Source organism: Kocuria rosea subsp. polaris, assembly GCF_001483755.1.
GTDB classification, from domain to species: domain Bacteria; phylum Actinomycetota; class Actinomycetes; order Actinomycetales; family Micrococcaceae; genus Kocuria; species Kocuria cellulosilytica.
Genome location: NZ_LQBK01000042.1, coordinates 91,047 through 102,868 on the forward strand (window position 1 = coordinate 91,047; position 11,822 = coordinate 102,868).

At 73.1% G+C, this 11,822-nt stretch carries 11 protein-coding genes; 5 read left to right on the forward strand and 6 right to left on the reverse strand.

Annotated features, from left to right (window positions below):
* Positions 1 to 16 precede the first annotated feature (16 nt).
* The gene (locus AVL61_RS16910; protein WP_058875491.1) at positions 17 to 1,261 is read right to left on the reverse strand and encodes a CAP domain-containing protein; all 1,245 of its coding nucleotides are present in this window, start codon (positions 1,259 to 1,261) and stop codon (positions 17 to 19) included.
* Positions 1,262 to 1,425: 164 nt separating this feature from the next.
* On the opposite strand from AVL61_RS16910, the gene AVL61_RS16915 reads away from it, so the two are divergent.
* A complete protein-coding gene (locus tag AVL61_RS16915; protein WP_058875492.1) occupies positions 1,426 to 2,232 on the forward strand; it encodes an exodeoxyribonuclease III in 807 nt (268 codons plus the stop codon).
* A gap of 6 nt (positions 2,233 to 2,238) precedes the next feature.
* Positions 2,239 to 3,111 (forward strand): DUF8083 family protein, encoded by an 873-nt coding sequence (locus tag AVL61_RS16920; RefSeq protein WP_231738469.1) that lies wholly within the window; start codon positions 2,239 to 2,241, stop codon positions 3,109 to 3,111.
* Positions 3,112 to 3,141: 30 nt separating this feature from the next.
* Here the strand turns inward: AVL61_RS16920 and AVL61_RS16925 are convergent, their stop codons facing one another.
* Both AVL61_RS16925 and AVL61_RS16930 read right to left on the reverse strand, forming a co-directional pair.
* Complete coding sequence (locus tag AVL61_RS16925) at positions 3,142 to 4,455, reverse strand: AI-2E family transporter (RefSeq protein ID WP_058875493.1); 1,314 nt, start codon at positions 4,453 to 4,455, stop codon at positions 3,142 to 3,144.
* A gap of 142 nt (positions 4,456 to 4,597) precedes the next feature.
* On the reverse strand, positions 4,598 to 5,101 hold the full coding sequence (locus AVL61_RS16930) for a hypothetical protein (protein ID WP_058875494.1): 504 nt from the start codon (positions 5,099 to 5,101) through the stop codon (positions 4,598 to 4,600).
* A gap of 413 nt (positions 5,102 to 5,514) precedes the next feature.
* Between AVL61_RS16930 and AVL61_RS16935 the strand changes: the two genes are divergently transcribed.
* Entirely contained in the window at positions 5,515 to 6,042 is a 528-nt protein-coding gene (locus AVL61_RS16935; RefSeq protein ID WP_058875495.1) for a hypothetical protein, read from the forward strand.
* A 27-nt stretch (positions 6,043 to 6,069) separates the two neighbouring features.
* Here AVL61_RS16935 and AVL61_RS16940 read toward each other — a convergent pair whose 3' ends face one another.
* The 3 genes from AVL61_RS16940 to cls all read right to left on the reverse strand — a co-directional run bounded on the left by AVL61_RS16940 (position 6,070) and on the right by cls (position 9,341).
* Positions 6,070 to 7,014, reverse strand: coding sequence for a metallophosphoesterase (locus tag AVL61_RS16940; RefSeq protein WP_157571485.1), 945 nt, complete (start codon positions 7,012 to 7,014; stop codon positions 6,070 to 6,072).
* 219 nt (positions 7,015 to 7,233) lie between these two features.
* Positions 7,234 to 7,659 (reverse strand): hypothetical protein, encoded by a 426-nt coding sequence (locus AVL61_RS16945; protein WP_058875497.1) that lies wholly within the window; start codon positions 7,657 to 7,659, stop codon positions 7,234 to 7,236.
* Positions 7,660 to 7,826: 167 nt separating this feature from the next.
* On the reverse strand, positions 7,827 to 9,341 hold the full coding sequence (gene cls, locus AVL61_RS16950) for a cardiolipin synthase (RefSeq protein ID WP_058875498.1): 1,515 nt from the start codon (positions 9,339 to 9,341) through the stop codon (positions 7,827 to 7,829).
* 275 nt (positions 9,342 to 9,616) lie between these two features.
* Here cls and AVL61_RS16955 point away from each other — a divergent pair, with 275 nt between their 5' ends.
* Together AVL61_RS16955 and AVL61_RS16960 are read left to right on the forward strand one after the other, a co-directional pair.
* Positions 9,617 to 10,363, forward strand: coding sequence for a formate/nitrite transporter family protein (locus AVL61_RS16955; RefSeq protein WP_058875499.1), 747 nt, complete (start codon positions 9,617 to 9,619; stop codon positions 10,361 to 10,363).
* Between the two features lie 124 nt (positions 10,364 to 10,487).
* Positions 10,488 to 11,735, forward strand: a complete 1,248-nt coding sequence (locus AVL61_RS16960) for an MFS transporter (RefSeq protein WP_058875500.1) — start codon at positions 10,488 to 10,490, stop codon at positions 11,733 to 11,735.
* Positions 11,736 to 11,822: the final 87 nt, after the last annotated feature.

Genomic DNA, 11,822 nt, shown 5'->3' on the forward strand with positions numbered 1-11,822 from the left:
CCGTCGTCGGGCCCCCTCAGCGGGTGGCCCAGGTCCGGCCGGCCGCGTAGTGGACGGTGTAGCCCTTCGAGAAGCGCTGGCGCACCTCGGTGCCGTACCGGTACTCGTCGGTGACCGGGAAGCCGTAGCCGCGCTCCCGGCCGGCGGCCGTCCAGGCCCGGCCGATCGCCCCGTACAGCTTGATCGCGCGGGAGCCCGTGCCGGGGCTCCACATCACCTGGGTGGAGCGCCCGTCGCGGCGGAAGACCTGGTACGCGCCGCCGGCGGCGGGGCGCTCGTCCGTGGCGGGCAGCCCGAAGTTGTGCTCCCGGCCGGCCGCGATCCACCGGGCGCCGATGGAGCCGTAGTTCTTCACGGCCATCGCCCCGTAGCCGGGGGCCCAGTAGATGGTGGTGGTGCGGGTGCCCTTCCGGAACTGCTGGTAGACGCCGCCGTGCACCAGGCCGCCGCGCTCGTTCATGGTGGGCTCGCCGAGCACGGAGGCTCCGCCCAGGCGGTGGTACTTGGTGCCGATGGCGCCGCGGACGGTGAGGGCCGGGGCGGTCACCGGGGGCACGAACCCCTGCGCCGGGGTCGGGTACGTCCCGGGCACGGCCTGCCCGGCCGGATAGGCGTAGTAGTAGACGGTCAGGTAGGTCTCCCAGCCGGGCCCGTCCGAGCCCGACGTGGCGACGTGGCTGACGCCGATGCCGAGGTGGGTCAGGTCCCGGGCGAACTGGTCGGTCCCGTTGCGGGGGTAGAAGTCCAGCAGGTAGTGGGTGAGCGCCTCGACCGCGTCGACGCCCTGGAACGCGCCGGTGAAGACGCCCTTCCCGTAGTACTGGTCCATCCGGACGCCGCCGGCGGGGGCGCCCGCCCAGGGATCCGGGTTGCGCGACTCCGTGCGGGCACCGGCCATGGTCTCCGCCCACTGCTGGGCGTTGCGGGACAGGGCCGTGTTGTAGACCAGCGGGGCACGGTTGGCCTGGCGCCGGTGGTCGTTGACGATCTCGAAGGCCTCGGTGACCTGCTCGACCGTGGTCGGGTGGGCGCCGGCCGCCGCGGCCAGGCCGCCGGCGGGCGGGGCCTCCGGCGCGGGCGCCGGGGCCCCCGCCGGGGCGGGGTCGCCCGCCGAGCCCCCGGACAGGACCGGGGCGTCGGCAGTGCGCGCGAGCTCGGACGGGGCGGCCGGCGCGGCCGGCGCGGCGAGCGCCGCCGGCAGGCCGCCGAGGAGGAGGGCGGAGACGGTGGACACGACGAGCGCGGTCCGTGCGAGGTTCATGGGAGGTCTCTCCGTGCTGGGGACGGCGCCGCCGGGGGCACGGGCCAGCAGGAAGTTAGCATATGCAATCGCTCGGGGGAAGGGGTCCCGTACGGAACCACCGGCGGGGCGGGCGGTCCGGCCCGTGGGCGGGGGCGTCCGGGCCAGCCGGTAACGTGGGGACCATGAGGATCGCCACCTGGAACGTGAACTCCGTCCGCGCCCGCGCCGACCGCGTGGAGGCGTGGCTGCAGCGCTCGGACGTGGACGTGCTGGCCATGCAGGAGACCAAGGCGAAGGACGAGAACTTCCCCTGGGAGCTCTTCGAGTTCATGGGCTACGACGTCGCCCACTTCGGCCTCAGCCAGTGGAACGGTGTGGCGATCGCCTCCCGGGTGGGCCTCGAGGACGTCGAGCGCACCTTCCCGGACCAGCCCGCCTTCGGCAAGCCCGGCGAGGAGCCCGTGCAGGAGGCCCGCGCGATCGGGGCCACGTGCGGCGGCGTGCGCGTCTGGTCCCTCTACGTCCCCAACGGCCGCGGCCTGGAGGACCCGCACATGCCCTACAAGCTGGAGTGGCTGCGGGTGCTGAAGGACCACGCCAAGCAGTGGGTCGAGGAGGACCCGCAGGCGCAGGTCGCCCTGGTCGGCGACTGGAACGTGGCCCCCCAGGACGAGGACGTGTGGGACCTGCAGTTCTTCCTCGACAACGGCCTGACCCACGTCAGCGCCCCCGAGCGCGCCGCCTTCCGCGCCTTCCTCGAGGAGGCCGGCTACCAGGACGTGGTCCGCCCCCGGCACCCCGGCCCTGGCGTCTACACCTACTGGGACTACAAGGGGCTGCGCTTCCCGAAGAAGGAGGGCATGCGCATCGACTTCCAGCTCTACTCCCCCGCCCTGGCCGGCCGCGTGACGGACGCGTCGATCGACCGCGAGGAGCGCAAGGGCAAGGGCGCCTCGGACCACGCCCCCGTGATCGTCGAGATCGCCTGAGCGGCCGTGGCCCAGTTGCTGCAGGTCGGCCGGACGTTCCGCTCGGCCACCGGGATCCCCCACCAGTTCGCGCTGCGGGTGTACGTGCCCGCCGAGGAGCTGGACGCCGTGTACGCCCCGCTGCTGCCGCGGGCGCTGCCCCCCGAGGAGGCCGGGGTCAACGAGCTGACCGAGCAGCTCGCCCGGCTGGCCGAGCCGGGTCAGGAGCCGCTGCCCCCGGCCGTGGAGCCGCTGTGGACCCTGCCGTTCTCCGCGGCGCCCCGGGGCCGGGACATGCTCGCGGCGGGGATCGGCGACTTCCCCGTCTACCACCCCCCGCAGCGGCTGCGCCGCTCGCTGCGGCTCGTGGCGCTCGCCGAGGAGGAGGGCGGCCAGCCCCTGCCCAACCTGCTGATCCCCGAGGACGCGGTCCGGGCCGCGGGCGAGCTCGTGAGCCGGGAGCACTTCGTGCCCGTCCACGCCCGCCAGTCGGCGTTCACGGTGCCCATGGCGTGGTTCTCGCTGTTCACGGCCCAGGACCACACCGAGAGCTTCCACCACGGCAACCGCGTCCACCGGTGCGCGGTGCCGGTGGACCTCGCGACCCGGCGGGTGGTGCGCGCGGCGCAGGTCGTGGAGGACGCGGGCGGCGAGGACCTCGAGGACCTCGCCGAGGACCTCACGCACCTGGGCCGGTGGCTCGGGGCGTTCTCGGCCAACTCCCTCGTGGTCCTGCACTACGGCTCGCTCGCGGACCCCTTCCAGCCCGACGAGAGCCCGCAGGACTTCGCGGACGCCGTGGAGCTGCTGGCCGCGCAGGACGCCCACGGCGCCGCCGTGGCGTTCCGCCGGCTCATGCACCGCTGGCTGCCGCTGGCCCACCTCGAGAGCGCGAGCTGAGGCGGGAACGGCAGCGGCTGTGGACCTCTCTCACCGACGTCGCAGCCGAGGGCGCCGGGACGGCCGGCGTCCGGCCCGGGCCCGCCGGCGTTCCTCGGCCCGGACCCGGTGGAACCGCTCGAGCTGTCCCTGGATCTGCTGCCGGTCCGCCCCGTGCCGCCGGGCGTTCCGGCGGATCTCCCAGGGGTAGTAGTACGGTTCCCACCCGATGTCCGCGTCGGCCCGCCACGCCCCCGCCGCGAGGTAGCGCACCACCGTGTTCAGGACGGCGATGACCGGTACCGCGAAGAGGGCCCCCGCGATGCCGTAGAGGACCGCACCGGTCGCCACGGACAGGAACACGGCCAGCGGGTGCAGGGAGACGGCCTTTCCCATGATGAGCGGCTGCAGGACGTTGCCCTCGAGCTGCTGGACGAGCACCACCACGCCCAGCATGAGCAGTGCGTTCGTCGTCCCGTTGGCCACCAGCGCCACCAGGACCGCGACCGCCCCGGTGGCCACCGCTCCCACGACGGGGACGAACGAGCCCAGGAACACGAGGATGCCGATCGGCAGGGCCAGGGGCACGCCGAGAAGAGCGGCGCCCACCCCGATGCCCACGGCGTCGAGGGCCGCGACGAGCCCCTGGGCACGGGCGTACTGGACCAGCGCCGTCCACCCGTGCCGGCCCGCCCCATTGACCGCTCGGCGCGCCGGCGCCGGGAAGAGCCGGACCACGGACAACCAGATCCGCTCGCCCTCCATCAGCAGGAAGAGCAGCGTGAAGAGCAGGATCACGACACCGGCCAGCAGCTGGCCGGCCGTGGAGCCGAAGGACATGGCTCCGTCCAGGATCGCCTGGCTGTTGTCCTCGACCGTGGTCCCGACGTCCCCGATCCAGTCGTCGAAGGTGCCCACGTCCCACCCGAACGGGCTGCCCTCGAGACGTTCCAGCAGCTGCCGGCTGCCGGTCACCACGCTGCCGGAGAGCTGGGCGAAGCCCAGGACGATCTGCCGGCCGGCCAGCACCAGCAGCCCCGCGACGACCCAGACCAGGCCGAGGACGGTGACGCCGGAGGCTGCTCCCGCCGGCACCCGGTGACTGCGGGCCCACTGCACCACGGGGAAGAGCAGACCGGCCAGCAGCCCCGCGAGGAGCACGGGAACGACGACCACCGTGATCGTCGAGAGCAGACGGCCGAGCAGCCCCACGGCCGCGACCACGACCAGCAGCCGCCAGGACCAGGCGGCAGCCACCCGCACCGGGACCGACACCGCTGCGGCGGCGTCACCGTCCGGCGGCGAGGACCGGCGGCCCGCCTCCGGGCGGGCGGGCCGCTGCGTGCCGTCTGCTGTCCTGGACATGGTCGGATCCTGCCACGATGGCCGCCGAGTGCCCGTTTCTGACGGCGGATGAACCCCGAAGCGGCCCCGGGCCGGGGACGGGCCCGGCCCGGGCCCGTCCTCGGCCCGGGCTCGAGGGCGCACGGTCGGCCCACGCCGTGCGTCATTCCGCCTCGAGGATCTCCCCACGGGTGGCCATGATGTAGGGCTCGCCCACGTAGTCGGCGTAGAGCTCGTCCTCCAGGTCGATGCCGAGCTCCTCCTCGGTGGCGGCGATGTCGAAGTCCTGGGCGACCGTGCCGGTCACCTCCACCACCTGGCCGTCGTCGAGCGGAGGAATCTCCTGCTCCTCGACGATCAGCAGCGGATCCACCGCGGTCTCCTCCGCACCGGCGATCACGAACGTGTCGGTCGACAGCGTCTCGGTCACCTCCGCGGAGACGGTGACCTCCTGGCCGGCGTAGGTTTCGCTCTCGTCGTAGAAGGCCTGGTCGTAGGGCCCGACATAACCCGCTCCGACCTCCCGATCCGTCTCCTGCGGCGCCGGGGAGGACTCCAGGACCTCGCCCTCGGAGACGTCCTCCACGTCCGTGCCCTCCTCGGGGCCTTCGGTGTTGCACCCCGCCAGCCCGAGTCCGGCGACGGCGAAGATCCCTGCCGCCATCATCCGTGTGCTCCGTCGATCTCGTGTCCGCATGGTGGTCCTCCTGGGTTTCGATCGTTGTCGCCGAGGCCCTGGTCGAGCAGGCTCCCGGCGTGGTGCTCATCGACCGTAAGGAAGCTGTTCATCCAGTTGCAAGGATCGGCCCGATGTTCTCCGCATCTTCCGACCGCACCGTTAGAGCATCGTTATCGCATGTCAGCGGGAGGTCGGATCGACCGTTCCCCCGACTCTGGCGCGGCCGGGCAGCGGCGGAGCCCGGCCGGGGACGGGTTCCGAACCCCGAGCCGCCGGGCTACCGTCGAACCGGTGAGGGATGACTGGTTCACCGGTTCCGCACCGGGTGTCGCGCCCGAACCGCAGTGCCCGGAGGGTCTCGGCCGGCGCCGAGCACCCCGTCGACGACGAGAAGGAGCACCATGAACACCACCCACCGTCTCCTCCGGTCCCGGAAGCTGGCCACCGCGGTGGCCCTGGCCACGGCCGCCGGCGCGACTGCCGGCTGCGGGACGAGCGGCTCCCCGGAGCCCGACCGCGGGACGGCGACCGGGACCGGAGCGGAATCCAGCCCCGCCCAGCCGGGGCAGACCCCGGGTGAGCAGGCCACCGTCGCCTACACCGGGCCCTACGACGAGGACTTCCGCGCGGACATGGCCTCCTACGCCGGGCAGCAGGTGAGCCTCACCGGGCAGATCACCGACCTGGTGCCCTCCCGCTCCGCCCTGGTCCTCACCGACCCCGAGAACCCGGACCTGGACCCGCTGCTGGTCAGCGCCCGGTTCGCGTTCCCCGACGCCGAGGAAGGCACGGCCGTGGACGTCACCGGCACCGTGCAGGAGAACTTCCAGGCCCCGGTCGACCAGGACGACATGGACGAGGAGGCCGGCTTCTACGACCGCCACGTCGGCCAGCCCTACCTCGACCAGGCCGGCCTCGGCACCGAGTAGTCCGGTACGGGCGGCGACCGGCCCGGGTCAGCCCCGGTGCAGCTCGATCGTCAGCAGCTGGGGCGGGGCGTTGATCCGCACCGGCAGCAGACTGAACCCGATCCCGCAGGTCACGAACATCTGGTTGCCCTCGGCCCCGTAGCCGTCCGGGGCAAAGCCGTCGGCCACGATCTCCTCCTCCTCGGTGAGCCCCAGGTAGGACCACCGGGACAGCAGGGGCAGGGCAATCTGCCCGCAGTGGGTGTGCCCGGCCACCGCCATCGGGGCGGTGCCGGCGGGCAGCTCCGGGAACGTGGTGGGGTTGTGCATCATCACCAGCCGTGGCGCGGCCTCCGGTATGTCATCAAGGGCCTCCTGGGGCTCAGCAGCTCCGACCGAGGAGGGCCCCACCCCGGCCAGGAACAGTCCCGGTCCGGGGCCGTCGCCGGGGGCGGGCACGACGGTGGCCTCGTCGGCCAGCACCTCGATCCCGCGCTCCTCGAAGGCGGCGGTGAGCTCCTCGACGGCTCCGACGGCGTGGTCGTGGTTGCCCATCACCGCGTACACCGGGATCTCGGCTTCGGTCAGCGGCTCGAGCAGCCGGGTCACGTCACTGACCCGTTCCTGGATGCTGGTCTCGCTCTGGTAGAGGAAGTCCCCCGGCAGCAGCACCGCCGCCGGATCGGCGGCCACGGCCTGCTGCACCACGCGCTCGATCATCCCGGTGTTGTCCCACCACATCCCCACCTGCAGATCGGAGAACACCAGCACCTGCGCCCCCTCCCAGTCCGGGCCCAGCCCGGGGATGCGGGCCTGGATGCGTTCCTCGTCCAGGATCAGCCGCGGTTCGACCGCCACTCCGTAGCCGGCCACGAGCAGGCCCAGGGCCACCACGGCCGCGACCAGGCCGGTGAGCACGGCACGGGCACGACCGCCCCGTCGTCCCCGTCCTTCGTTGCGGGGCCCGTCGTCCCGGGCAGCTGAGTGGCTCATCGCAGTCCTCTCCTGTGCGTCGGCCCGGCGCAGGGCGTCCTCTGCGCTCGGGGGCCAACGCTCTCACGTCCGGCCCGTCCACGTGCTCCGCCCCGCGCCGCGCCACCGGGGCCGCCGCCGAGCGGGCACCGTCCCGGCCGGGCTGCGTCGGCCGGGACAGCGGATCGCCCGTGCACCGCCGGTGCACGGGCGATCCGGGATGGTGCTGCCGGGCGGCCGTCACTTCGCGGGCAGCTCCCGGACCTCGTCCGCGATCACGGCCAGGTCCAGCTCGCGCTCGACCAGGTAGTCCATCTCGTCGTTGTCGAAGTCCCAGTCCCACTCGGACTCGACGTCGGTCTGCACGATCTGGCGGACCGTGCCGGTGACCTGGACCATGTCCCCGTCCTGGATGTCCTGGGCGGCCGCGTCCACCCCCACGACCGGGGTGTCGTCCTCGCCGACGGTGAACAGGTTCGGGCCCACGATCTCGGTGACCTCGTTCTGCATCGTGACCGTCTCGTCGAGGATCGCGGCCTCGGCGGTGGGCCCGGCCTCCTCGGCTTCCTGCACCGGGGTCTCCTCGGCACAGCCGACCATCAGGGCCGAGGCGACAGCGGCCGCGGCCGGCAGAGCAAACATCTTCTTCTTCGAGCTGGTCGACATGACGTTCTCCATTCGATGGAATGCGTTCGCTGCTGACCTTTTCACCCTAGGAGCTCAGCCTCCTCGGCATCTCCGAAACCCGTCACGCAGGAATAACGAAGTTCTGGACGGCAGGTGGGCACTGCCTTGTCAGACCCTCCATACCCATCCACGGGGCGTCCGCCGGGTCACTGCAGGGCCGACGTGAGCCGGGCGGTGTTGTCGAGGTACTTCTGGTACCAGGGTCTCGCCAGCCAGTCCGCCAGCTCGAGTTCGTGGCTGTGCTGCCGGTAGTCGTCCACGAGCTCGTCCAGCCGGCCCACGAAGTCCCGGCCGCTGACCAGGAGGTTGACCTCGTGGTCGAGCACGAAGGAGCGGATGTCCATGTTGGAGGAACCCACCACGGCGGCGTCGTCGTCGATGAGCACGAACTTCGAGTGCAGCACCCACGGGGCCTGGTAGAGGAAGATCCGGATCCCGTCCCGGATCAGCATCTCGTAGAAGGACCGCTGGGCGTGGTGGGTGAGGGCGTGGTTGGAGGTCTCGCCCATGTACAGGTGCACCGCCACCCCGCGGCCCACCGCGGTGCGCAGGGTGTTGTACATCGAGTCGTCGGGCACGAAGTAGGGGCTGCACACCGTGATCCGCTCCCGGGCGGAGGCGAAGAGGTGGTTGAAGAGCTGCTGGTTGGACTCCTGGGCCAGCCCCGGCCCGCTGGGCAGCACCTGGCAGGCCAGGTGGCCCGGGGCGGATGCCTTCGGGCTGCGCGCCGACGGGTCCCCGGCGCTGGCCTCGGCGTCGGCGTCGGCGTCGGCGTCCAGGATCATGTCGTCGGTCTCGCAGTACCAGTCCGTGGCGAACAGCGCGTCCAGGTGCCCCACGGCCGGCCCCTGCAGTCGGACCGTCATCCCGATCCACTGCAGGCCCTTCCGCTTGTTCTTGGCCTTGTTGTAGGAACGGTCGATGACGTTCTGCGACCCGGTGAACGCCACCTCCCCGTCGACCACGAGGATCTTGCGGTGGTTGCGCAGGTCCGGGCGCTGGTACTCCCCGCGCCACGGGCGGACCGGCAGCATCCGCCGCCAGTCGATCCCCGCCGCCCCCAGGCGGCGCACGAGGTCCTGGTAGCCGGGGTAGCCGGCCGAGCCGAGGTGGTCCACGAGCACCCGCACGGTCACCCCGCGGGCGTGGGCCTCCTCCAGAGCCGCGACCACCGGCTCGGTCGTGGGATCGGCCACGGCGATGTAGAACTCGAAGTGCACGTAGTGCTCGGCCGCCCTGATCGCCTCGGCCATCGCGGCCAGTGACGCGTCGTAGTCGTCGAGGACCTCGATCCGGTGCCCGCCGGCCACGGGGAACGCCCCGTTGTGCTGGTTCAGCCGGGCTGTCTCGGCCAGCCAGTCCGGCATGTCCCGGACCTCCTGCGCCTCGGCTCCGGGGCCGTGCGCGTCGACCCGCTGCGCGGCCTCGCGCTGCTTGGCCTTGCGGGCCTCGGGCAGGTCCGCCCGGCCGAGGACCAGGAACACCAGCCCGCCCAGGATCGGGAAGAAGAAGATCACCAGCAGCCAGCCCCAGGCCGCCGAGGGCCGCCGGTTGTGCGGGATCGTGCCCAGCGCCAGCAGCCGGATGACCAGATCCACGGTGAACAGCGCGGCCCCCGCCCACGGCGGGACGGAGTTCCACAGCAGGTGAGGAAGGTCCATCCGCCCACCCTACGGGCACGCCCGCCCAGTGGCCCCTGCTCCCCGGTATCAGGGCCACGCTTCCCCCGCAGCGGTCCGACGCGCTCCTGCGCGCACCGTCCCGGTCGGCACGGACCGGATGCCCTGGAGGCACTGGCATCAGGTTCGGGCCGTTGCCCGGCGACCGGGGAACCGGTGTCCCCTCGGCATGCCGATGGCGGCATCGACCAGTGCTGTCACTGTCCATCGGCCGGGGATCGTTTGTTCCCGGGCGGTCGGCGGGGTAGGTGTGGTCCATGAGCGCACCGGACCCCGCCGAGATCTACGACCGCGCCAAGAACGAGGGAGCGCGGCGGCTGTCCATGCCGCCCCTGGAACAGGCCTCCACCGGGTTCATCGCCGGGGTCACCATCGTCTTCGGCATCGTCGCCCTGGCCATGGCCGAGGAACTGATCACCCCCGGCTTCGGCACCGGAGTGGTCTTCCTCGTGATCGGCCGCTCCGAGCTGTTCACCGAGAACTTCTTCGACCCCGTCGCCGCGGCCATCGACCGGCAGGGGCCCTCGGTGTGGCTGCGGCTGGGCCGGCTGTGGGTCCTGGTGCTGATGCTCAACCTGGTGGGCGGGACGGTCATGGCCGCGGTCTTCACCGTCCAGGGCGCCCTGCCGGCCGGGGCCCACGAGGTCCTGGTGTCGGTCGCCGAGGACATCGCAGCCAAGAGCGGGTGGGCGACCTTCGCCCGCGCCGTCGCCGCCGGCACGCTGCTGACCCTGCTCTCCTACCTGCTGCACGCCGCGGACTCGGCCACCGCCCGCATCGTGCTGGCCTACCTGGTCGGGGTCTTCCTCGCCCTGGGCCCCTTCGACCACGTGGTCGTCTCCGGGCTGCACCTGCTGTTCGGGACCTGGCTCGGTGCCGCCGTGACCGTCGGGGACCTGGGGCAGAACTTCGTCCTGGCGGTCGCCGGCAACCTCGTCGGCGGGCTGCTGCTGATGACCCTCACCCACACCGTCCAGGCCAAGAGCTCTCCCGGATCCGACTGATCCGGGCGGTCCCGTTCCGGCGACCGTCCGGAGCATCGTCGCAGCGCCCTCGGCGACGACGACCGGTCTGGCTGTTCGGCTCTCCCGCGCCGCGGACCGTCACGCCGCGTGATAGAACGAGCCGGTGCGCCACTCCACTCCGCCCCCTGACCGTCGTTCCGCCCCGCCCCGGCTGCCGGGGTGGCTGGTGGTGCTCGCGGTGCTGCTCGTGGCGGTCAACCTCCGTCCCGGGGCCACGTCCGTGGGCCCGGTGCTCGCGGAGGTGCAGCAGGGCCTGGGGCTGAGCCCCACGATGGCCGGGGTGCTCACGGCCCTGCCCGGGCTCACGTTCGCCGCGGCCGGCGCGTGCGCGGCCGCGCTCTCACGCCGGACCGGGATCAGCGGTGCGGTCACCGCCGGTCTCGCCCTGGTCGCCGCCGGCCTGCTGGCCCGGGCGGTCACCGGATCGGTGCCGGTGTTCCTGGCCCTGTCCGTGCTGGGCTTCGCCGGCATGGCCGTCGGCAACATCCTGGTGCCGGCCTTCATCAAGCGCCACGGCGGCTCTCGCACGCCGGCGCTGAACTCCCTCTACACGACCGGCCTGGCCGTCGGCGCCACCCTGCCGCTGCTGGCGGCCGGGCCGCTGGCCGCGCACGGGCCCGGCGGATGGCGGGCCGCGCTGGGCCTGTGGGGGCTCGTCGCCCTGGTCGCCGTCGTCCCGTGGGTGCTCGTCACCGCCCGTGACCGGCGCGAGCCCGCCACCGCGCCCGGACGCGCGCTGCGTGCCGGGCGCGGCTCCTCGATCCTGCGCTCCCGCACCGCCGTGGCGCTGTGCGTCTACTTCGGCATCCAGTCGATGCACGCCTACGTCCAGTTCGGCTGGGTGGCCCAGATCTACCGCGACGGCGGCCTGGAGCAGGCGCAGGCGGGGCTGATGGCCGCTCTGATCGCCGCCATGGGCATTCCGGGCGGCCTGATCATGCCCGTCCTCGTGGCCCGGTCCCCGCATCTGCGGCGGTGGATCGTGGGCCTCGGCGTCTGCATGGTCGCCGGCTACTCCGGGCTGCTGCTGGCGCCCGGCAGCACGCCGTGGGCCTGGGCCCTGCTGCTGGGGGTGGGCGGCTTCGCCTTCCCCACCGCCCTGGCCCTGCTCACGGCCCGTTCCCGGGACCCCCGGGTCACCGCACAGCTGTCCGGGTTCACCCAGCCGGTGGGCTACCTGCTCGCGGCGGCCGGGCCCTTCGCGGTCGGCGCCCTGCGCGAGGCCACCGGCAGCTGGACCGCTCCCCTGCTGCTGCTGATGGGCACCGCGGTGCTCCTCGTGCTGGCCGGCGGGGTCGCGGCCGCGCCCCGCTTCGTCGACGACGAGATCACGGGCCCGCCCCGGACGTAGCAGCACGGCCCGGCGCCGCCCCAGCGCCGGCACGGCACCGTTCCCGGGGCCGTGCCGGACGGGGCGCCCGGCCCCGGAGACCGCGCC

Bases quoted from the DNA above. Each gene is read 5' to 3' on its own strand.
- AVL61_RS16915 (WP_058875492.1), top strand. From the start codon at position 1,426: ATGAGGATCGCCACCTGGAACGTGAACTCCGTCCGCGCCCGCGCCGAC.
- AVL61_RS16955 (WP_058875499.1), top strand. From the start codon at position 9,617: ATGAGCGCACCGGACCCCGCCGAGATCTACGACCGCGCCAAGAACGAG.
- cls (WP_058875498.1), bottom strand. From the start codon at position 9,341: ATGGACCTTCCTCACCTGCTGTGGAACTCCGTCCCGCCGTGGGCGGGG.
- AVL61_RS16925 (WP_058875493.1), bottom strand. From the start codon at position 4,455: ATGTCCAGGACAGCAGACGGCACGCAGCGGCCCGCCCGCCCGGAGGCG.
- AVL61_RS16930 (WP_058875494.1), bottom strand. From the start codon at position 5,101: ATGATGGCGGCAGGGATCTTCGCCGTCGCCGGACTCGGGCTGGCGGGG.
- AVL61_RS16935 (WP_058875495.1), top strand. From the start codon at position 5,515: ATGAACACCACCCACCGTCTCCTCCGGTCCCGGAAGCTGGCCACCGCG.
- AVL61_RS16910 (WP_058875491.1), bottom strand. From the start codon at position 1,261: ATGAACCTCGCACGGACCGCGCTCGTCGTGTCCACCGTCTCCGCCCTC.
- AVL61_RS16945 (WP_058875497.1), bottom strand. From the start codon at position 7,659: ATGTCGACCAGCTCGAAGAAGAAGATGTTTGCTCTGCCGGCCGCGGCC.
- AVL61_RS16940 (WP_157571485.1), bottom strand. From the start codon at position 7,014: ATGAGCCACTCAGCTGCCCGGGACGACGGGCCCCGCAACGAAGGACGG.